This window comes from Micromonospora sp. NPDC047465 (assembly GCF_040643125.1).
Taxonomy (GTDB): Bacteria; Actinomycetota; Actinomycetes; order Mycobacteriales; family Micromonosporaceae; genus Micromonospora.
The window spans coordinates 1-21,168 of record NZ_JBEYTP010000071.1 but is presented as its reverse complement, the minus strand read 5'-3'; the positions used below and the strand labels follow the sequence as shown (position 1 = coordinate 21,168).

The 21,168-nt window shown below is 72.4% G+C and carries 13 protein-coding genes; 3 read left to right on the top strand and 10 right to left on the bottom strand.

The window, feature by feature from the left end; translation table 11 throughout:
• A partial coding sequence (locus tag ABZ793_RS32630) for a beta-ketoacyl synthase N-terminal-like domain-containing protein (protein WP_357464470.1) occupies nucleotides 1-3,561 on the bottom strand: 3,561 nt, incomplete at its 3' end.
• Between the two features lie 177 nt (nucleotides 3,562-3,738).
• Between ABZ793_RS32630 and ABZ793_RS32625 the strand changes: the two genes are divergently transcribed.
• Together ABZ793_RS32625 and ABZ793_RS32620 are read left to right on the top strand one after the other, a co-directional pair.
• On the top strand, nucleotides 3,739-5,382 hold the full coding sequence (locus ABZ793_RS32625; protein WP_357464468.1) for a fatty acyl-AMP ligase: 1,644 nt from the start codon (nucleotides 3,739-3,741) through the stop codon (nucleotides 5,380-5,382).
• Between the two features lie 23 nt (nucleotides 5,383-5,405).
• The gene (locus tag ABZ793_RS32620) at nucleotides 5,406-7,793 is read left to right on the top strand and encodes a hypothetical protein (RefSeq protein WP_357464466.1); all 2,388 of its coding nucleotides are present in this window, start codon (nucleotides 5,406-5,408) and stop codon (nucleotides 7,791-7,793) included.
• A gap of 109 nt (nucleotides 7,794-7,902) precedes the next feature.
• Here ABZ793_RS32620 and ABZ793_RS32615 read toward each other — a convergent pair whose 3' ends face one another.
• The 4 genes from ABZ793_RS32615 to ABZ793_RS32600 form a co-directional block, all read right to left on the bottom strand.
• A complete protein-coding gene (locus ABZ793_RS32615; protein WP_357464464.1) occupies nucleotides 7,903-10,056 on the bottom strand; it encodes an MMPL family transporter in 2,154 nt (717 codons plus the stop codon).
• A 100-nt stretch (nucleotides 10,057-10,156) separates the two neighbouring features.
• On the bottom strand, nucleotides 10,157-11,740 hold the full coding sequence (locus tag ABZ793_RS32610) for a class I adenylate-forming enzyme family protein (RefSeq protein WP_357464462.1): 1,584 nt from the start codon (nucleotides 11,738-11,740) through the stop codon (nucleotides 10,157-10,159).
• A 1,236-nt stretch (nucleotides 11,741-12,976) separates the two neighbouring features.
• The gene (locus ABZ793_RS32605; RefSeq protein ID WP_357464460.1) at nucleotides 12,977-14,005 is read right to left on the bottom strand and encodes a LuxR C-terminal-related transcriptional regulator; all 1,029 of its coding nucleotides are present in this window, start codon (nucleotides 14,003-14,005) and stop codon (nucleotides 12,977-12,979) included.
• 150 nt (nucleotides 14,006-14,155) lie between these two features.
• Nucleotides 14,156-14,800, bottom strand: a complete 645-nt coding sequence (locus ABZ793_RS32600) for a hypothetical protein (protein ID WP_357464458.1) — start codon at nucleotides 14,798-14,800, stop codon at nucleotides 14,156-14,158.
• A gap of 227 nt (nucleotides 14,801-15,027) precedes the next feature.
• Between ABZ793_RS32600 and ABZ793_RS32595 the strand changes: the two genes are divergently transcribed.
• Entirely contained in the window at nucleotides 15,028-16,041 is a 1,014-nt protein-coding gene (locus ABZ793_RS32595) for a LysR substrate-binding domain-containing protein (RefSeq protein WP_357464456.1), read from the top strand.
• Here ABZ793_RS32595 and ABZ793_RS32590 read toward each other — a convergent pair.
• Genes ABZ793_RS32590 through ABZ793_RS32570 form a run of 5 tightly spaced genes read right to left on the bottom strand, consistent with a single transcriptional unit; the run spans nucleotide 15,924 to nucleotide 20,920 of the window.
• The gene (locus tag ABZ793_RS32590; protein ID WP_357464454.1) at nucleotides 15,924-16,706 is read right to left on the bottom strand and encodes a serine hydrolase; all 783 of its coding nucleotides are present in this window, start codon (nucleotides 16,704-16,706) and stop codon (nucleotides 15,924-15,926) included. The two genes, ABZ793_RS32595 and ABZ793_RS32590, sit on opposite strands and share 118 nt — an antisense overlap.
• Nucleotides 16,703-18,325, bottom strand: coding sequence for a D-aminoacylase (locus tag ABZ793_RS32585; protein ID WP_357464452.1), 1,623 nt, complete (start codon nucleotides 18,323-18,325; stop codon nucleotides 16,703-16,705). The genes ABZ793_RS32590 and ABZ793_RS32585 overlap by 4 nt, the downstream gene beginning before the upstream one ends.
• Nucleotides 18,325-19,089, bottom strand: coding sequence for an amino acid ABC transporter ATP-binding protein (locus ABZ793_RS32580; RefSeq protein ID WP_357464450.1), 765 nt, complete (start codon nucleotides 19,087-19,089; stop codon nucleotides 18,325-18,327). Before ABZ793_RS32580 ends, ABZ793_RS32585 begins: the two co-directional genes overlap by 1 nt.
• Complete coding sequence (locus ABZ793_RS32575) at nucleotides 19,086-20,036, bottom strand: amino acid ABC transporter permease (RefSeq protein ID WP_357464448.1); 951 nt, start codon at nucleotides 20,034-20,036, stop codon at nucleotides 19,086-19,088. The genes ABZ793_RS32580 and ABZ793_RS32575 overlap by 4 nt, the downstream gene beginning before the upstream one ends.
• Nucleotides 20,033-20,920 carry an ABC transporter substrate-binding protein gene (locus tag ABZ793_RS32570; RefSeq protein ID WP_357464446.1) on the bottom strand — a complete coding sequence of 296 codons (888 nt, stop codon included), beginning with the start codon at nucleotides 20,918-20,920 and terminating at the stop codon, nucleotides 20,033-20,035. Before ABZ793_RS32570 ends, ABZ793_RS32575 begins: the two co-directional genes overlap by 4 nt.
• Between the last annotated feature and the right edge of the window lie 248 nt (nucleotides 20,921-21,168).

The following is a 21,168-nucleotide window of genomic DNA, read 5'->3' as shown; positions in this document are numbered from 1 at the left end:
CGCGCCGGCGTCGCCGAGCAGGCCGAGGGCGTGCAGCGATGCGTCGAGCAGCGCCGGGTGCAGCAGGAAACCCTCGGTCGCGCCGGCGGCGTCGGCGGGCAGCGTCACGTCGGCGAAGATCTCGTCGCCCCGCTTCCACGCCCGGCCGACGCCCTGGAACACCGGGCCGTAGTCGTAGCCACCGGCGCGCAGGCGGTCGTAGAAGCCGTCCGTGTCCAACGGCGCCGCGCCCGGCGGCGGCCACAGCCTCAACCGGGTGGCGTCGCTGGTCCGCACCGGGGCGACGGTTCCCGTCGCGTGCGGCGTCCACGTTCCGCCGGGTGGACGCGCGTGGATGGTCAGCGGACGGGTCGGGTCGCCGTCCGTCCCGGCGACGACCACCCGGGTCTGGACGGCGCCGGCCTCGGGGAGCACCAGCGGCGTCTGCAGGAGGAGCTCCACCACCTCGGGGCAGCCGACGTGCGCGCCCGCGCGCGCCGCCAGCTCCGCCAGCAGCGCGCCCGGTACGACGACCGTCCCGCCCACGCGGTGCTGGGCGAGCCACGGCTGGGCGGCGATCGACAGTTCGCCGGTCAGCAGCACTCCGGCGTCCAGCGTCTCGACCGGCTCCCCGAGCAGCGGCCGGGCCGGTGGGGTCAACCAGTACCGCCGGTGCTGGAACGGATAGGTGGGCAGCTCCGCGGGCGGGACGTCTCCGCCGACCAGCGCGGGCCAGTCGACGTCCACGCCGTGGGCGAACAGGCGGGCCACCGCGTCCCAGGCGGAGTCCCGTTCGTCGCGCCCGCCGCGCAGCAGCGGCACGGCGATCGTCGGGTCACCCGTGTCGGCGTCCAGGTCGCCGACGGAGTCGAGGACCATGGCCGACAGCACGCCGCCGGGCCCGACCTCCAGGAACCGGCTCACCCCCTGCTCGCGTAGCCGGCGTACGCTCTGCGCGAACCGCACCGGTTGCCGCGCGTGCCGGCTCCAGTGCCCCGGTGTGATCATGTCCACCGGCAGGCCCGTCTCGTTGGAGACCAGCGGGATCTCCGGCGCCCGGTGGGTGAGGTCCGCCTCCAGCTTGGCGAGGTCCGCGAGCATCGGCTCCATCAACGGGGAGTGGAACGCGTGGCTGACGCGTAGCCGGGTGGTCCTGCGGCCACGTGCGGCGAACGCGTCGGCGACGGTCTGCACCGCGTCCTGCGGGCCGGCGACGACGACCGACGTCGGGCCGTTGACGGCGGCGAGCCCGACCTGCGCCGCGGGGTCGGCGATCAGCGGCTCGACCTCCTGCGGGGTGGCCTGGATCGCGGCCATCGCGCCGCCGGCGGGCAGCGCCTGCATCAGCCGTCCGCGGGCGACGACGAGGCGGGCGGCGTCGTCCAGCGACAGCGCGCCGGCCACGTGTGCGGCGGTGATCTCCCCGATCGAGTGGCCGAGGACGTAGTCCGGCCGGAGGCCCCAGTGTCGCAGCAGCCGGTACAGCGCCACCTCCACGGCGAACAGCGCCGGCTGGGTGTACGCGGTCTGGTCCAGCAGGTCCGGGTCGCCGTCGATGACCGCGCGGATGGGGCGGTCCAGGTGCCGGTCCAGTGCGGCGCAGACCTCGTCCAGGGCGGCGGCGAACCGCGGTTCGGCCGCGGCGAGCTCCCGCCCCATCCCGGGTCGCTGCGATCCCTGTCCGGGGAAGACCAGGGCGAGCCTGCCCTCGCTCGCCGTGCCGGTGACCACGGCCGGGGCGTCCTGCCCGGCGGCGAGCGCCGCGAGGGCGTCGCGGTCGAGGACGACGGCGCGCTGCTCGAACGTCGTACGCCGGGCTGCCGCGACCGCCGCCGCGCGGGCCGGCAGGTCGGGGTGGGCGTCGAGGAAGGCGTCGAGGCGGCGGGCATGTTCGCGCAGCGCGGGGACGGTCCGCGCGGAGAGCACCAGCGGCGCCGGCACGGCCGCCCTGTCGGTCGGGGCGGCGGGCTCGTCCTGCGGCGCCTCCTCGACGATGACGTGCGCGTTGGTGCCGCTGATCCCGAACGACGACACCGCCGCGCGGCGCGGCCGGGCGCCGGCCGGCCAGGGCTGCTCGTCGGTGAGCAGCCGCAGCGGGCCGGCGGACCAGTCCACGTACGGGGTGGGTTCGTCGACGTGCAGCGTGCGGGGCAGCCGGCCGTGCCGCAGCGCCAGCACCATCTTGATGACCCCGGCGACGCCGGCCGCCGCCTGGGTGTGTCCGATGTTCGACTTGACCGACCCGAGCCACAGCGGACGCTGCCGGCCGGAGCCGTACGCGGCGGTCAGCGCCTGAGCCTCGATCGGGTCGCCCAGCCGGGTGCCGGTGCCGTGTGCCTCCACCACGTCCACGTCGGGTGCGTCGAGTCCCGCGTCGGCGAGCGCGTCGGCGATCAGGCGTTGCTGGGACGGACCGTTGGGCGCGGTGAGGCCGTTGGACGCCCCGTCGGAGTTGACCGCGCTGCCCCGCAGGACCGCCAGGACGCGCCGGCCGTGCCGGCGTGCGTCGGCGAGCCGTTCGAGGACCAGCACCCCGGCGCCCTCGGCCCAGCCGGTGCCGTCGGCGGACGCGGCGAACGACCGGCACCGCCCGTCCGGGGAGAGCCCGCCCTGGCGGCTGAACTCGGTGAACACCAACGGCGTCCCGATCACGGTGACCCCACCGGCCAGTGCGAGGTCGCACTCGCCGGTACGCAGCGAGCGGGCCGCCAGGTGCAGCGCGACCAGCGACGACGAGCAGGCGGTGTCGACCGACAGCGAGGGTCCTTCCAGGCCCAACGTGTACGACACGCGGCCGGAGACGATGCTGGAGGCGTTGCCGGCCATCAGAAAGCCGGCGACCTCCGGCGGGATGGCGCCGAGGCGTGGGGCGTAGTCGCCGGCGATGACGCCGGTGTACACGCCGGTGCGGCTTCCGCGCAGCGTGCGTGGGTCGATGCCCGCGCGTTCCAGCGCCTCCCAGGAGATCTCCAGCATCAGCCGCTGCTGCGGATCGGTGGCCAACGCCTCGCGGGGCGACAGGCCGAAGAATCCGGCGTCGAAGTCGCCGGCGTCGTAGAGGAATCCCCCGTGGCGGGCGTAGGTGGAGCCGGGACGGTCGGGGTCGGGGTGGAACACCTGCGGGTCCCAGCCCCGGTCGGTCGGGAACGGCCCGACGCCGTCGCGGCCGTCGGCCAGGAAGGTCCAGAAGTCCTCGGGGGTGGTCGTTCCGCCGGGGAAACGGCAGGCCATCGCCACGATGGCGATCGGCTCGGGCCCACCCGCCGGCGTGCCGTCCGGCTCGCCGGCCGTCGGCGTGGCGACGGGGTGCCCCGCTCCCGGGTCCGCGTCCGGGCCGCCGACCTGTTCGGCCAGGTACCCGGCCAGGGCCGACGGGTTGGGGTAGTCGAAGGCGAGGGTGCCGGACAGTTGGAGCCCACTCGCCTCGGACAGCCGGTCGGCCAGTTCGAGCGCGGTCAGTGAGTCGAAGCCAAGGTCGGCGAAGGCGCCGTCTGCAGTGACGTCACCACGCGGCCGACCGAGCACCTCGGCCGCCTCGGTACGTACGACATCCAACCACCACTGCGTCCTGGAGTCACCCATTCAGGCGGCCGCCTTCCGCGATCATCAACGTCGGTGCCGCGGTCACCCACCGGGCAGCGGTCATCCTCTATCGGTCACGGCGGCCAACACAATCGCCCGTACGGACTCCACAAAGGATCTATGGTCTTTGTCGATCGCCCTGTCTACGCTGTCCCGCATGATTCAGGCGAGATCGAGGTGAGCCGTTTCGTCGATGCCGTCGTCGGCACCGCCGGGCGGTCGTCGGGCGGCATGGTCACCGGCGCCCCCGCGAACCCGGTGCGGCGCAGCTGGGGGCAGTTGCACGAGGCGGCCCGGCGTACGGCAGCGGCACTGGTCGCGGGCGGGTTGGCCCCCCGCCAGGCCGTCGCGGTCCTGGCCGGTGACCCGGGGGAGGTCGCGCGGGTCGCCCAGGGGACGTGGCTGGCCGGCGGCAGCGTGACCATGCTGCACCAGCCGACCCCGCGGACCGACCTGTCCGTCTGGCGCGACGACACGCTGCGTGTCCTGCGCATGATCGACGCGCGTCTGGTGCTGGTGGGCGCCCCGTTCGAGGCGATGGCCGACGTGCTGCGCGAGCAGGGCGTCCCCCACCGGATGATCGGCGACCTGGACAGCGACCGGGAGTTCACCGTCGTGCCCGCCGCCGAGGACGACACCGCGCTGCTCCAGTTGACCAGCGGCTCGACCGCCGAGCCGAAGGCGGTGCGGATCACCCACCGCAACATCCACGCCAACCTCGTCGACACCGCGGCCCACCTCGAGTGCGGCGACGACGACGTGCTGGTGAGCTGGCTGCCGCTCTTCCACGACATGGGCATGGTCGGCTGCCTGCTGCTGCCCATGTTCACCGGCATCGACCTGGTCATGGTCACGCCCGCGGAGTTCCTCGGCCGTCCGATGGTGTGGGCGGAGCTGATGAGCCGGTACGGCGGCACGATCACCGCCGCGCCGAACTTCGCGTACGCGATCCTGACCCGGCAGCTCGCCCGCGCCGACGCCGGTTCGCTCGACCTGTCCCGGTTGAAGGCCCTGTGCAACGGCGCGGAGCCGATCGACCCGTCGACGGTGGAGGCGTTCGTCGCGGCCGGCGCCCGGTTCGGCCTGCGACCGGAGGCGGTGAACTGCTGCTACGGCGCCGCGGAGAGCGCCCTGGTCATCTCGCTGTCGGCGCTGTCGGATCCGATGCTCCTCGACACCGTCGACGCCTTGGAGCTGGAGAAGAACCGGCGGGCGGTACCGGCGGGCGACGACCACCCGACCGCCGTGCGCCGGCTGCCCATGCTCGGCGCCGCCCACCCGAGCGTGACCGTGCGGGTCGTCGACGACTCCGGCGCCGAGCTGGGCGACCGTGAGATCGGCCGGTTGCAGCTGCGCGGTGACTCGGTGACCCGGAGCTACCTCACCGAGGACGGTCCGGCCCCGGCCCTGGACGACGACGGCTGGTTGGACATCGGCGACGAGGGCTACCTGGTCGACGGTCAGATCGTGGTCTGCGGCCGCCGCAAGGACGTCGTCATCATGGGCGGCCGCAACATCTATCCCACCGACATCGAGCGCGCGGCCGCCGGCGTCGACGGCGTCCGGGACGGCAACGTCGCGGCGGTACGACTGATGGCCGGCGACGGGGTGGCGCGGGAGTCGTTCGCGGTGCTGGTCGAGTCCCGCCTGGTCGGTGACCCGGCCGCCGAGAAGGCGCTGTCCGACGCGATCGCCAACCGGGTCCTCGCCGACGTCGACGCCCGTCCGGCGGAGGTCGTGGTGCTGCCGCCGGGCAGCCTTCCGAAGACCCCGTCGGGCAAGCTGCGCCGCGCGGCGGCCCGCTCGCTCATCCCCCGCTGACCGTCCGCCCCCGGAGGAAATCTGTGCGATCCCTTGATCAGGCCCGTGCCCTCTGCGAGTCGTACCTGCCGGGGCTGCTCGACGGGTTGTCGAAGGTCCCGTTCGAGCAACGGGAAGCCTCCGGCGGCGGCACGCTGCCGGTGTTCCGGGCCAGCGGCGGCCCGAGCCTGGTGATCCCGAAGGACTACGGCGGGCTCGGCGCGTCCCCGTTGGACGCGGTACGGGTCACCCGCGCGATCGGCGCCCACGCGCCGTCGCTGGCGGTCGCGACCACGATGCACCACTTCTCCGTGGCGACGCTGTTCACCTTCGCCGAGAGCATCAAGAACTCGGGCATGGAGTGGGCCCTGCTGGAGGCGATCACCAGCCGCAACCTGCTGGTCTCCTCGGGCTTCGCCGAGGGCCGCCCGGCCCAGGGCATCCTCTCCCCCACGATGACGGCGACGCCGGTGGACGGCGGCTACCGGATCAACGGGTCGAAGAAACCGTGCAGCCTGAGCCACTCGATGGACCTGCTGACGGCCAGCGTGGCGGTGCCCGCACCGGGCGGCGGCCAGCAGACGGCCTTCCTGCTCATGCCGGCCACGCTGCGCGGCATCACCCGGCACCCGTTCTGGGGCAGCAGCGTGCTCGCCGGCGCGGAGAGCGACGAGGTCCGGCTGACCGACGTGTTCATCGAGGAGGAACTGGTCATCCCGACCGAGAACGGCCCGGACGGGATGCTCGACGACCTGCAGACCGTCGGGTTCATCTGGTTCGAGCTGCTCATCACCGCGTCGTACCTGGGCATGGCCAGCGCGCTCGTCGAACGCGCGTTGGCCGCCGGGCGCGGCGCGGTCACCGACCGCGCCGCGTTGGGCACCCGGCTGGAGACGGCGACGCAGCTACTGGAGGGCGCGGCCCGCGCCATGCAGGACGGCGAGACGGACAACGACGCGCTGGCCCGTGTCCTGATGGCCCGCTACGGCACGCAGGACGCCATCACCGACGCCGCCCGCCAGGCGGTCGAGATGCTCGGGGGCATGTCGTTCATCCGCTCCCCCGAGGTGGCCTACCTGGTCGCGGCCTGCCAGTGCGTCGCGTTCCACCCGCCGTCGCGGGCCAGCGTCGCGGCGCCGCTGGTCGACTACCTCGACGGCACCCGCCCGTTCGTCATGAACGACAGCGCCCCGGCACCGGCCGCGCAGCCACCAGCGGCGCAGCCGTCCGTGCAGGCACCGGCGGTGCCGGCCGCGCAGCCACCGGGCCCGCAGGCGGTGCGGGCACCGGCGCCGGCACAGCCGTCCGTGGTCCCGCCGGCCGCCGCACCCGCGCCCGGCCCCACGATCGAGCCGGCCCCGACCCCTGTCCGATCCGCCGACGCGGCACCGGTCACCGTGCCCGGCCCGCGCCCGCAGCCGGTGGTCACCTACAGTCCCCAGCCCGCGGCCCCCCGCACCGACGAGCGGTCGGGGATGACGGCGGCCGACGCCGCCGACTGGGACCAGGCGTCCTCCCTGTTCGACGGCGCGGAGGGCATCCGGCTGACCGCACGCGACTGCGACCTGCGGTACTGGTTCGCCAACGTCCCGCAGCGCACGCTGCGCGGAAACATCGTCGGCTACTCGCCGGAGCTGGTGACCCCGGCCTTCCTGCACGAGCCGGGCCCGCTGCGGGACGCACTGATCCAGGAGGTCGCGTTCCGCGCGCTGGCCGAGGAGCGGGCGGCCCGCGCGATCGGTCACATCGTGGCGTGCGCGCCGGACTCCACGACCGCCGAGTTCTACGCCACCCAGCTGATGGACGAGACCCGGCACGCGATGATCTTCCGGAACCACCTGCGGAACCTCGGCATCGACGAGCACGACGTCGCCGCCGTCATCGCCAGGCAGACCGCGCACGACAAGGCGACCATCCTCGATCCGTTGGAGGAGTACGGCATGCCGATCGTGCGCGAGCAGCAGGACTTCGTCGGCGGCGTGGTGCTGCTGACGATCCTGGTCGAAGGCTTCCTCGCCCCGTCGTTCGAACTCAGCGAGCGCAAGTGGCGACCGATCGACCCGCGGATGGCGGACATGGAGAAGGGCGCCGCCATCGACGAGGTGCGCCACCTGGCCGTCGGCACGTCGATCATCCGCGAGCACGTGCAGCGGCACCCCGACGAGAAGGAACGCCTCGTCGAGCTCATCCGCGACGGCATGCGGCTGTGGGAGCAGTTGCCGGTGTCCGACCAGCTCACGCGCTGGGAGAACTGGTTCCAGGAGGGCATCGCCCCGCACCTGGCCGCCATCGGTGACTACGAGGTGTGGGACGGGCGGCGGCTGGTCGACACCACGCCGGAGGAACGCATCCAGAAGGCTGTCGAGGTCACGAGCATCGTGCACTCCACCCGCCTCACCGACATGGGCCTCGGCCGGGCCTTGATCTACTGATCCTCCGTCCCGTGGCCTGGGAGGGGCGCCCCCCCAGGCCACGGGCGCGCCTCACGACGGGCTGGCACGGCGGGGGATTCCCCGGGCGCGGGCACCGCTGAACCTGCCTCTACACGGCCGTGCGCTCCGCGTCCAGGTGGCTGCTCTCCCCGCGGATCCCCCACCGGCTGTAGAGCGGTCGCAGTGGCCCGGGCACCCACCAGTTGAGCCGGCCGAGCAGCCGCATCGTGGCCGGCATCAACAGCGCCCGGACGATGGTGGCGTCGACGACGACGGCGAGGGCGAGCCCGATACCGATGATCTTCACGACCAGCACGCTCGCGGTCGCGAACGACACGATCACCACCACCAGCAGCAGGGCCGCGCTGGTGATGATCCGGCCGGACCGCTGCAACCCGACCGCGACCGCCTCGGTGTTGTCACCGCTGAGGTCGTAGTGCTCGCGGATGCGCGAGAGCAGGAACACCTCGTAGTCCATCGACAGCCCGAACGCGACGGCGAAGATCAGGATGGGTTGCACCACGTCGATGTTGCCGGTGGAGGTGAACCGCAGCAGCCCGGCGAGGTGGCCGTCCTGGAAGACCCACACCACCGCGCCGAACGCCGCGGTCAGGCTCAGCACGTTCATCAGGATCGCCTTGACCGGCAGGACCAGCGAGCCGAAGGACAGGAACAACAGCACGAACGTGGTGACCACGACGAGCAGCGCCATCCACGGCAGCCGCTGCTCGAGCATGTCCATCAGGTCGGCGAACCCGGCGGCGTCGCCGCCGACCAGCACAGTGCCGGAGGGCGGCGGTTCGACGCCGCGCACCGCGTCGACCAGTTCCCGTCCCTGCTCGGAGATCGGTTCCGCGTCGAACCGGACGGTGACCCGTGCGGTGTCGCCGACCAGACCGCTGACGTCCGCCTGCCGTACGCCGGGCAGCGCGGCCACCCGCTCCACGTACGCGGTGATCTCCTCCCGGCCGGGAGGGCCGGTCACCGGGCCGTCCAGGGTGACGATGGCTTCGACCGGCCGGGTGACGCTGTCCGGGAACGACCGCTCGATGGCGTCCTGGACCTGCCGGCTCTCCGCCGAGGCGGGCAGCACCCGGGTGTCCAGCCAGCCGTAGGAGATGCGCAGGAACGGCAGACCGAGAACCACCAGCACGGCGACGACCGCGCCACCGACCAGTACGGGTCGGCGCATCACCGTCCGCGCGATCCGCGCCCACGCGCCGGAGTCCGGGTCGGTGTCGACCGGCCTGCGGCGCCGCTCCCGCAGCCGCGGCCCGAACAGGGACAGCATCGCCGCCATCACGGTCATCGCGAAGAATCCCGCCAGCAGCACCGCGGCGACCCCACCGACGGCGATGGACCGGAGGAACACCTGCGGGAAGACGGCCAGGCTGGCGAGCGCGAGCGCGACGGTCACCGCGGAGACGACGATGGTCCGGCCCGCGGTGACCATGGTCCGCCGCAGCGCCGCCGGGACTGGGTGGCCCGCGCCGAGTTCCTCCCGGAACCGGCTGACCATGAACAGGCTGTAGTCCACGGCCAGCCCGAGGCCGAGCAGCGTGACCACGTTGACCGCGAAGATCGAGATGTCGGTGAACTGCGCCAGCAGCCGCAGGCCGGCCAACGAGCCCACGATCGCCAGCACCCCGACCGCGACCGGCAGCAGCGCCGCCAGCAGGTTACGGAAGATGAGCACCAGCAGCAGGAACAGGATCGGCAACGCCAGCGCCTCGGCGCGGGTCAGGTCCGCCTTGCTCTGGCTGTTGACGTCGTCGATCAGCGCCAGCGGCCCCCCGACGGTGACGTCGAGATCCGGGCTGGTCAGGCTGTCCTTGATGGCGAGGTAGTTGGTGAGGCGGTCGTTCTCGGTGGCACCGGCGATCTGCACCGCCGCGAACGTCTCGTGCCGGTCGGTGCTGACCAGGGCGGGAACCCTGGCCCGCCAGTAGTCGGTCACGCCCTCGACCCGGTCCGCCGGCAGCCCGTCCAGCACGCGCCGGGCGGCGTCGGCGTACGCGGGGTCCTCCACCGTCCAGCGGTCGCTGCCGAACAGCACGACGACGTCCGCATCGTTGCGTCCGAGCGCCTTGCGTTCGACCTCGTCGGCGCGGGAGCTCTCGCTCGCCGCGTAGGTGAACCCGCCGACGGCCAGGTCGCCGAACGCGCCGGCGCCCCAGGTGCCCGCGGCGACCAGGAACACCGCGGCGCCGGCGATCACCCACCAGCGCGCCCGGTGCGCGAGCCGGCCGAGGAGATCCAACATGGCAGTAACCCTTCGCTCGACCGCGGTGCCCGGGAGAACGACGCGGCGCCGGCACAGTCAGGACCGGCGCCGCGTCGATGTGATCACAGGATGGTGATGATCAGGTCCAGCGCCCGATGCCGATCGCCTGGGAATCGGAGAGCAGCGTCTCCCGGAGCGCGACCCGGCGGATCTTCCACGTGCCGGTTCGCGGGAACTCGTCCCACTTTATCTGGATCGGCGGGGCCATCGGGCTCAGGTCCGCGACCGCCCGCTCCCAGTCGCCCTTGTCCAGCGGAACGTCGTCCGCGGTGCTGACCACGGGTACCGGCAGGTCGCCGGCGACCGGAAGGATGACGACCTCGGTGGTGTAGTCGATCCGGTCGAGGATGAGGTCCTCGAACTCGATCGCGCTGCCGCCGGGGATCCGGTCGATCTCCCGGTCCACGATCCGCACGGCGCCCCACTTGTTGATGACCGCGAGGTCGCCGGTGTTCCACCACCTGCCGTTGCACTTGAGGTCGTGCCGGTCCTGCTCGCCGACGTAGGCGAGGCACCGTCCGGGCTGGTCGATCTCGATCAGGCCGACCTGGCCGCGCGGCACCTCCTTGCCCGTCTCCGGGTCCACCGCCCGCATCTTGGCGTGGAACGGGATGGGCCAGCCGATCAGCTGCGTCGGCGGCGGCCGGTGCCCCTTGCGGCGCACGACGAAGCGGAAGAACGGCCGGATGCAGAGCGCGCCGTTCTCGCTCTGGCTCCACGACTGGACCCAGATCGGGAACCGGCGCTTGGTGGCGGCCATGAAGGTGCGGATCGTCCGGGTGTGGATGGCGTCGAACGAGTTGACGTACTCTCGCACGTTGCTGAACAGTCCGGCGGGGTCGCGGGCCAGCGGCTCCCAGGCGAGGTAGATGTTCGGCAACGCCTCCACCAGCGTCGGCTTGTGCTCGGCCAGCAGCTCCCGAACCCTGGGCGAGAGCGGGTCGGACAGGTAGAGCACCCGCGGGCCGACCGCGGCCATCGCCAGCTGCATGGTGGTGAGCCGCTCGTGCGTGTAGGGGTCGCAGAACGCCACGGTGTCGCTGCGCCGGAGCCCGAACCTGGGCCACCGCTCGGTCTCCACGATCGCCATCGCGTAGATGGACTCGGCGGAGTGCATGACCAGCTTGGGTATGCCGGTGGTGCCGGAGGTGTGGGTGATGACCACCGGCTCCTTGAACTCGCGCATGTTCGGCTGGACGGGCGGCGCGTCCTTGAAGTCGTCCAGGTGCAGCACGTCCGGCCGGTCCGCGACCGCGTCGACGCTGATCGTCCGTACGGTGAGCTCCGCCACCACCTCCGGGGTGATGCCGCACTTGTCGAGGTGCTTCTGGTCGGTCAACAGGAACGGCCGTTCCAGCCGCTCCAGCATCGGGATCATCGCCTCCGGCCCGTACGAGCCGGAGAACATGCAGGGAATGGCGCCGATCCGGGCGATGGCGCAGCCGAGAATGACGATGTCCAGGTGGTTCTGCTTGAGGATCGCCACCCGGTCCCACGGGCGCACGCCCGCCTTGTGCAGCCAGGCCGCGGCGCGATCGACGAGTTCCGCCCACTGGGTGTAGGTGCGGGCCTCGGCTCCGTCGGGGTCGATGTCCGGCGGGCGGTCGACGATGACCAGCTCGTCCGGGGCGGTCTTCGCCGCCACGTGCCAGGTCTCGCCCATCTTGGAGTGCTTCGGTACACGCGAAAAGGGGCTCAGCCGACGGCGCCACCGGGTGGGCGTGAACTCGGTGAGAAAACGCGGAATGGGCCGCTGCGGCTCGACGTCGTCGCTGGCGACCGTTGAATCAGCGGGTGAGGCCACGAGCGCGTCCTCCTGTTCTCGGGGCATGGGGAGGTCAGCTGACGACGAATGATCATCGGCCGTCCAATTGGCCGGTAACGATATCGACATTGTCCGTCGTAGACCAGATCTGGGTGGACGGAAATCCGACCCCGAACGCATCCGACCCCCGGGCCGTCCGACCAGTGTGGACGGAACGACTACCGGCCATAATGCCCCGTCGGCGGCGTGGCGACGTCCTCCCCGAGGCATGGTGGTTCAACGGTCGGCCCCGTGGCGCCGGGCTCGGGGCCGGACCGGACGGTGGCGCGTGGTGGGACGTGCAGGTGGCCGAAGTGTCCGGCCCGAGGGGCGGGCGCCCCGGGGCCACGTCCGAGGCGGGACGCGGGAACCGGCACCCACACCCGCGTCCGGTCCGAGGTCATTCCTCGTTCCCCGTCGACATGGGCGTCGCGGTGTCCGCCTGCGGCTACGACTACCTGCGCCGGATGACGGAGGCGTGGACCGCCACCGACAACTGCGCCGGGGCGCCGGCGACCGGCGTCGGTGCGACCGTCGGCGGCCGGATCCCTACCGGCACTCGTACACCTTCGACAAGGTCGGTAACCGGCTCACGGAGACGCGACACGACACCGGCGGGGACCCGGCCAGGGACGTGCGGCGCGCGTACAGCTATCCGGAGGCTGGCAAGCCCGGAGCACACCGACTCTCGGGCGTGGTCACCACCGGGCCGGGTGCCGGTACGGACAGCTACACCTACGACGCCACCGGCAACCGACTCGTCCGCCGCGACCCGGCAGCGGTGACCGTCTACCTCGGGGAAACCGAACTGAAGCTGGACCACTCGATCGGAACGGTGAGCGGGACCCGGTACGTCGACGTGGGCGGCGGCACCGCGGTACGTACCTCGGACGGCAGGGTGATCTTCCAGTTCGCCGACCGTTGGACGAACTCGCCCGCGAGTCCAAGGCGTTCGTCCGCAACGTCGAAACCACCTACAACCTGCCCATGGGCATATGGAGCACCAGCTGGGAGGGGTGCAAGCGAGCGGTATTCGCACAGGTAGCGAACCCGCCGAGTTGCCTCGTGGCAGCCGGCGGGTTCGCCATCGGCGGCTCAGGCGTGGAACGGCTCGGGGCCCGGCACCGGCTCGGGTGTGTCGTCGAGCCAGCCGAGGCGTACCGCCTGGACGCCGAGTTCGAAGCGGCTGGTCGCGCCGATCCGGTCGGCCAGCTCGGCGATCATCCGCCGGACGGTGCGGGCGGAGACGCTGAACTGCCGGGCGATGCTCTCGTCCTTGGCCCCCGCCGCGAGATGCTGGAGCAGTTGCCGCTGCTGCCGGGTCAGCTCGCCCGGTGGCGGGGATGCCTGCTGCTCGATCGGCACCGCGGACAGCCAGTGCCGGCCGAACAGGTCGGCGGTGGCCGCCACGAGGCCCGGGTGGGACACCCGGATGACGCCCCGCTGGTTGTCCTCCGGGTCGATGACCATCACGACGTACCGGTCATCGACGACGAACGTCCACACCGGCAGAGTCGGGGTGGTCCGGACCTCCACGCCGTTGTCGCGGACCCGTCGGGCGCCCGCGAGCAGCCGCGGATCGTTGACGATGCTGTCCAGCAGGATCAGCTGCACCCGGACCCCACGCGCGGCGGCGCACTCCGCCAGCTGGTACGCCGGGTCGTAGTCGGTGCCGGTCCCCATCCCCGGCACCGCTCCGGCGGCCGCCAGGCACTGGATGCTCGTCGTCGCCTTCGCCGCGATCTCCTCGAGACACAGCCAGGCGGCGTCCCGGTCGTCGAGCAGTTCGACGTCGTGCAGTAGCGCGGGGCTGGTCCGGAAGCTGGCCGACATCTCCGCGACGGCTGCCCGGGTCAGCTCCACCGCTCGCGTCCGCCGAGCGAGCCGTGCCTCGGCGTACGACAGCAGCGGCGCGAACCCGACGGCCGGGTTCACCGGCCGGATCTGGTCGGCGTGGGGCCGCCGGAGCAGTCCGATCTCCACCAGACGCCGCACCGCCGCGTCGACCTTCGCCGCCGGCAGGTCCACGGCGTCGCGAAGCTGTTCCAGGCTCCACACCCGGCGCTGAAGGGCAGCCCGGTAGACCAGCTCACCAGTTTCGTCCACGCCGACTTCCGCCAGCATCAAGGCATCTCCCTCTCCCGCGGCGCCACCACGCTGAGGGGAGGTTAGTACGGCGGCCCCGCCGGTCCGATCTGAGCCGAAATGAACCTTACGAGGGGGCTCTGGGGTGACCTGGCAGCCGACTTGGTGGAGTTGGCTGCGCACGGATCGTCACCTGCGGACGAGATCGTAGGCCCGCGCCAGGTCGTCACCCCAGGACATGGCGTGGTCACGCTCGAACGCCCGAAACAGCCGGTCGCGGACCGACTCGCGGCGCAGCCAGGCGGCAAGCGCCGTCGGCCTCCGGCCCGCGAAGTCGAGTCCGTTCACCGTGGCAGCCAGGTGGCGGTCCGCCGCCGAGCCGAGCATCACGTCCCACACATCGAGGAACCGCTCGACGCTCTCCCCGCCGGCCATGACCGCGTCCAGGAAGGTGGCCGGGTCGAAGAACGAACCGACCTGCGACGGGTACGTCGCCAGCAACGACCGCCACACCGCATCCAGGTAGCCGTCGATGGAGCCCTGCTCGGCTTCGGGCCAGGTGCGCCACTGCTCGCGAGGCAGCTTGCCCAACACGATCGCCGGGTCGAGTTCGGTGGAGCTGACCATGCGCTCCAGCAGCAGGGGCAGCAGACTCTTCAGGTCGTCGCGGTTGCCGACCGTGTTGCCGAGGCTGATGGTCAGAGAGAACAGGTGGTGATCGTCGACCGGCACCGGTCCTCGGCAATGCGGGCAGCCTTCGAGCATCGCCCTGCGCGGGTACCGGGCGAACACCTCCTGAAGGCCCGCCACCGCCACAGACAGATCGCCATCCACCGGCCCATCCTCACAGGGGCGGCTTGGGCTGGGCTGCCGGCACACGGCCACCCCGCAGTACCGCCGGCGGCCCGAGGCTCCAACCGCATTTGACTGATCTGTGGTTCGGCGGATCGGCGGCGCCGCCGTGGTCGGCGTGAAGCAGGCGTGGACGGCGTGCGAGAGTGTGAGCCGGGCGGCGGTCGACGGCTGACCGAGCGTCCTTGAGCAGGGAAGGCAGCCCGCCGATGTTCAACACCGCACGCCTGCAGGTCGTCCTTGAGATCGCCCGCCGCGGCACCATCGTCGCCGCCGCGGAGCAGCTTCGGCTGAGCCCGTCCGCGGTCTCCCACCAGCTCGCCACCCTCGAGCAGGAGGCCGGGGTGGCACTGGTGGAGCGGGGGCCGCGCAGCCTGCGGCTGACCGCCGCGGGCCAGCGCCTGGCGGACTACGCGCAGCAGATCGCCGATCTGATGTCGGCCGCCCGGGACGAACTGGCCACGCACGGCAAGGGCCGCCAGGGACTGCTGCGGATCGGATTCTTCGCCACCGCCGGCACCGAACTGCTGCCGCGCGCCCTGTCGAGCTTCACCCGCGACCATCCGCAGGTGGAGCTGGCGCTGATCCTGGGGCAGCCGCACGAACTGCTGCCCCGGCTGCACCAGGGCGAGCTGGACCTGGTGATGGTCTTCGACCATCCGCTGAGCCCGGCGCAGGAGTCGCCGCACACGAAGGTCCAGCCGCTGATGGTGGACCCGCAACTGGTGGTGCTCCCCGCCGACCACCCGCTCGCCGGGCGGCGGCGGCTGCGGCTCGCAGACCTTGCCGCCGAACCGTGGATCACCACCCTCGGCGTGCAGGGTGAGGTCTCGGTGCTGGAGCTGGCGGCGCGGGCCGAGGGCTTCCCGCCGCGGGTCCGCTGCCGCAGCGACCACTACGAGGTGGTGCTGGGCCTGGTGCGGGCCGGTGTCGGGGTGGCGCTCGTGCCGTCGCTCGGCCTGGGCGATCCCGGCGGGGTGGCAGTGCGGCAGCTCGCCCACGCGAATCTGCACCGGGAGATCGGCGTGGCGCTACGCCCCGGCAACCCCAATCCGGTCGTCGGCCGCTTCGTCGAGCGGCTGGCCGGCGCGGCGGCGACGCTCAGTCAGGAGCTGTCCGAGCGGTGGGCCCCGGCGAGCCGGTCGACCGCCGCGCCCCAGCGCCGCAGCTCGGCAACGGCCTCCCGCTCGGCCCCGGGCTCGAACGCGGCGATCACGGCGTAGACGACGGTGTGCCGGCCGGACACGATCCCGGTGTCGGCGCGTACCCCGGTGTCGGTGCCGGTCTTGTTCTCCACCCGGACGCCGTCGCTCGACCACGGGTCGTGGTCGACGGAGTCGGCGACCATCGTGCGGTCGGTGTTGCCGGCGAGCCAGCCGCGCAGTAGCCGGCACGCCTGCGGGCTCTGCCACGTCCCCGTCGCCACGTCCGCGAGGAAGGCGCAGAGCTCGTGGGCGGTGCCGGTGGCGAAGGTCCGCGGCACGTCGGGGCCGCGCTCGGCCCGGATCCGGTCGTGCACGGTGGTGTCCCGCAGCCCGGCGCGGCGGGCCAGCTCCTGCACGGCCTCGAGGGTCACCAGCCGCAGCAGGGCGTTGGTGGCGGCGTTGTCGCTGACCGCGGCGACCACCGTGGCCAGGTCGGCGACCGTCCATCGCCGAGGCGACAGGCGGCCGAGCAGTCCGGTGCCGCCGACCTCCCGGTCGGCGTCGAGCAGCTCCACCGGCTGGTCCGGCGCGAGCGTGGCGTCGGCGAGCCGCCGGGCCACCTCGGCCAGGAGCAGCACCTTGCCGACGCTGGCCAGCGGCAGGGCAAGGTCGGGGTCGGCCGAGACCGTGCGGCCGTCGTCCAGCCGGCGCACCATCGCCCCGACCCGCACCGCCGGCCTCATCGCGGCCCCGGCCGGGCGGGCTGCCGGTCCGGCACGGCCAGCACCCGGCCCGGCCGCGCGTCGGTGGCCTCACCGCCGTCCACCACGATCCGGCCACCGACCACCACGCACCGCACGCCGTGCGGAGGCGCCAACGGATCGTCGTACGTGGCGCCGTCGGCGACCCGCTGCGGGTCGAGGACCACCAGGTCCGCGTGGTACCCGTCGGCGAGCAGCCCGCGTTCTGGTAGGCCGAAGCGGCGGGCGGGCATCGCCGTCATCTTGTGCACCGCCTCCGCCAACTCCAGCAGGCCCACGTCACGGACGTAGTGGCCGAGGACCCGGGCGAAGCTGCCCGCCCACCGCGGGTGCGGGCGGCCCCCCTTCGGTACGCCGTCCGAGCAGAGCATGGTCAGCCGGCTGGCCAGCACCCGACGTACGTCGTCCTCGTGCATCGAGTGGCTGAGGATGGTGACGTCGCCGCGTTCGGCGGCCAGCAGGTCGCAGGCGTAGTCGACCGGGTCGACGCCACGGGCGGCGGCCAGCTCGGCGATCGTGTGCCCCTGGGCGTCGGTGTTGCGCGCGGCGGACGCGACCCGGATCAGGTCCCAGCCGCCGTTTCCCACGGTGTTCTCCCAGCCCGGCACCCCGGCGACCAGGTCGGTGCGGATCCGGTCGCGGACCGTCGGATCAGCGACGGCGGTGAGCATCGCGGGCACCCCGTCGGCGATCAGCCACGGCGGCAGCATCGCGTGCAGGGCCGTGCTGCCCGCGGTGTACGGGTAGACGTCGCAGGTGACGTCGAGTCCCTCGGCGCGCGCCCGTTCGAGTCGGGCGAGGGTACGGACGGTGGCGCCCCAGGCGCGCCGCCCGGCCGTCTTGTGGTGCGAGACCTGCAGCGCCGCCCCGGCCGCGGTAGCGATCTCGACGGCCTCTTCGAGGGCCGACTCGACCTGGGACATCTCGTCACGGAGGTGCGTCACGTACGGCTTGCCGTGCGCGGCCGCGACCCGGGCCAGCGCGATGACCTCGTCGGTGCCGGCGTTGACGCCCGGGGAGTAGATCAGGCCGGTCGACAGGCCGGCCGCGCCCGCGGCGAGCGCCTCGTCGAGCAGCCCGCACATCCGCCGGGTCTCCTCGGGCGTGGCCCGCCGTTGGGCGAAGCCGACCACCGCGGCGCGCAACGTTCCGTGTCCGACGAGGGCGGCGAGGTGGTTGCGCCGGGCCACGCCCTGCGCGTCGGCGAACTCGGCGAACGACGCGTACGCCGACGCGGGCGGACCGAAGGTCGCGGCGAGCAGCTCCCGCACCGGGCCGGCGCGTTCGGGTGGAACCGGGAAGGGGCTGATTCCGCAGTTGCCGCAGATCTCCGTGGTGACGCCCTGGAGCAGCGGCGCCCGGCGCAGCACCTCGCGCTGCGCGTCGTCGCCGGCGAGCAGGTCGGAGTGGGTGTGCACGTCGATGAAGCCCGGCGTGACGGCCAGCCCGCTCGCGTCGACCACCTCGCTGGCGGGCGTGCGACTGCCCGGCGGCAGCAGCACGAGCCGCCCGTCCCGGACGCCCACGTCGGCGGGGCGGGCCGGCGAGCCGCTGCCGTCGATCACGTCGCCGCCGGTGACCAGCAGGTCCAACCGCGTCATCAGAGGACCTTGGACAGGAAGGCGCGGGTACGGTCGTGCCGCGCCGCGGTGAGCACCTCGTGGGGTGGCCCCTGCTCGACGATCAGGCCCTCGTCCATGAAGACGAGGTGGTCGCCGACCTCCCGGGCGAAGCCCATCTCGTGGGTCACCACGATCATGGTCATCCCGCTCGCCGCGAGGTCCTTCATCACCTCCAGCACCTCGCCGACCAGCTCCGGGTCGAGCGCCGAGGTCGGCTCGTCGAAGAGCATCAGCTTCGGCGACATGGCCAGGGACCGCGCGATGGCCACCCGCTGCTGCTGGCCGCCGGAGAGCTGCGCCGGGTAGTGGTGGGCGCGGTCGGCCAGGCCGACCCGGTCGAGCAGGTCGGCGGCGCGCTGTCGCGCGTCGGCCGCCCGGACTCCCTTCACCGCGACCAGACCCTCCATCACGTTCTCCAGGGCCGTGCGGTGCGGGAACAGGTGGAAGCGCTGGAAGACCATGCCGATCGACTCGCGCTGCCGGCGCAGTCGCGCGTCCGGCAGCGGTCGCAGCCGGCCGCCGTGCTCCTCGTACCCGATCAGCTCGCCGTCGACGTAGACCCGACCCGCCTGCGGTTCCTCGAGGTGGTTGAGGCAGCGCAGCAGGGTGGATTTGCCGGATCCGGAGGGGCCGACCACGCAGACCACCCGGCCGCGTTCGATGGTCAGGTCGATGCCGCGCAGCACCTCCAGGCGGCCGAAGCTCTTGCGCAGGGACCGGCACTGCACCATGGGCGGGGTCATCGCGCGCTCCCCGTGAAGCGCAGGTTGCGGGTGATCCGCCCGCGCAGGGTGCCCGGAGCGGTGGCGCCGAAGCCGCGGCTGAATCGGCGTTCCAGGTAGTACTGGCCGATGCTTGCGACGGTGGTCAGGACCAGGTACCAGATGGACGCGACGATCAGCAGGGCGATCACCTCGAAGTTGGTCAGGTAGAGCCGCTGGGCGACGGTGAGCAGGTCGGCGCCGGCGATCACCGAGACGAGCGAGGTGGTCTTCAGCATGGAGATGAACTGGTTGCCGGTCGGCGGGACGATGATCCGCATCGCCTGGGGCAGCACCACCCGCATCATGATCTTCGTACGCGACATGCCCAACGCCGCCGCGGCCTCCTGCTGGCCGGGGTCGACCGAGCGCAGGCCGGCCCGGACGATCTCGCTCATGTAGGCGCCCTCGTTGATGCTCAGCCCGAGCAGCGCCGCGACGAACCCGGTGACCAGGGTGTTCGTCTCCCAGGTCACCAACTTCGGGCCGCCGAACGGCACGCCCAGCCCGATCTCGGGGAAGATCAGCGCGATGTTGAACCAGAAGATCAGCTGCACCAGCAGCGGCGTGCCGCGGAAGAACCAGACGTATGCCATGGCGCCGGCGCGCAGGGTACGGCTGTCGGAGACCTGCATCAGCGCCACGATGACGCCGAGCACGACGCCGATCGCCATGGAGGCGGCGGTGAGCTGGACGGTGACCCAGAGCCCTTCCAGGATGACATGGTCGAACTGGTACTCGACGACGATGTCCCAGTGCAGGTTCGGGTTGATCGCAACGGTCCAGGCCAGCCAGGCCAGGATCAGGGCGGTCACCCCGGCGGCCAGCCAGCGCCCCGGTCGCAGCGGGTGGCTGATCCGGTTCACCTCCGGGCCGGCGGGCCCGGCCGGAGCCGGGCCCTTGACGATCGCATCCACCGGTGTGCTCACTTCTGGTCGTTGACCGTCGCGGTCTTCACACCGCTGCCCTGCACGCCCCACTTCTCGAGGATCTTGGCGTACTCGCCCGTCTCGATCAGCTCCTGGAGCGCCCGCTGGACGGCGTCACGCAGCTGGCTGTCCTTCTTGTCGATCGCGATGCCCCACGGGCCGGCCTCGTACTGGGTCTCCAGGACCTCGTACTTGCCGCTCTGTCCGGCGAGCATCTTGGCCACCGGGTAGTCGACGATGGTGGCCACCGCGCGCCCGGCGTCGATCTGCAGCAGGCCGGTCGGGGCGTCCTCGCTCTGCGAGATGGTCATCTTCTTGGCGCACGAGGCGTTCTGCTTCTCCCCGATGGCGAGGTTGGAGCTGCCCTTGGCGAGCACCACGGCCCGGCCGCACAGGTCCGCCAGATCCTTCACCCCGGCCGGGTTGCCCTTCGCCACCATGATCGCGCCGCCGGCCTGGAAGTAGTCGACGAAGTCGACGGCCTTACGGCGCTCCTCGGTGTCGCTCATCGAGGACATCGCCAGGTCCCAACGGTCGGCCTGCAGGCCCGGGATCAGGCCGGGAAAGCTGGCGTTGGTCATCTCCAGCTTCAGGCCGAGCCGCCCGGCGATCGCCGCCGCGAGGTCCGGGTCGACGCCGGTCAGCTCCTGGGTCCCCTCCTTGTACATCTCCATCGGGGGGTAGCCCTCGGCGGTGGCGACCCGGAGCACACCCTTCTCCTTGAGGGCGGCCGGGACCAGGTCGGCAGCCTTGGCGTCGGCGGCGACCGAGGCGGAACCACCGGCCTGCGGCGTCTGACCGCTGGTCGAACGTCCGCAGCCGGCGACGGCGAGTGAGAGTGCGGCGAGACCGACGACAACGCGAAGCGCACGCTTCCTGACCACCCGAAACCTCCTGCCTGAGACGATGGCGGGGACCCTATCGGGGATCAGCCAGCATGAACAGCCCGAACGCTTTGCGGGGTGAGCATCGAACTCTTCGATGCTCACCCGCGTTCGCCGTGCAGGTCGTGGCAGGCACCCGTTCAGGTGCCGCGCAGCTGGATCTCGCGTCCGTGCCACCTGGAGCGCAACCACCGGTCGTGGCTGGCGACCACGACGGCGCCGGGGCTGCCGCCGAGGGCGTCCTCCAG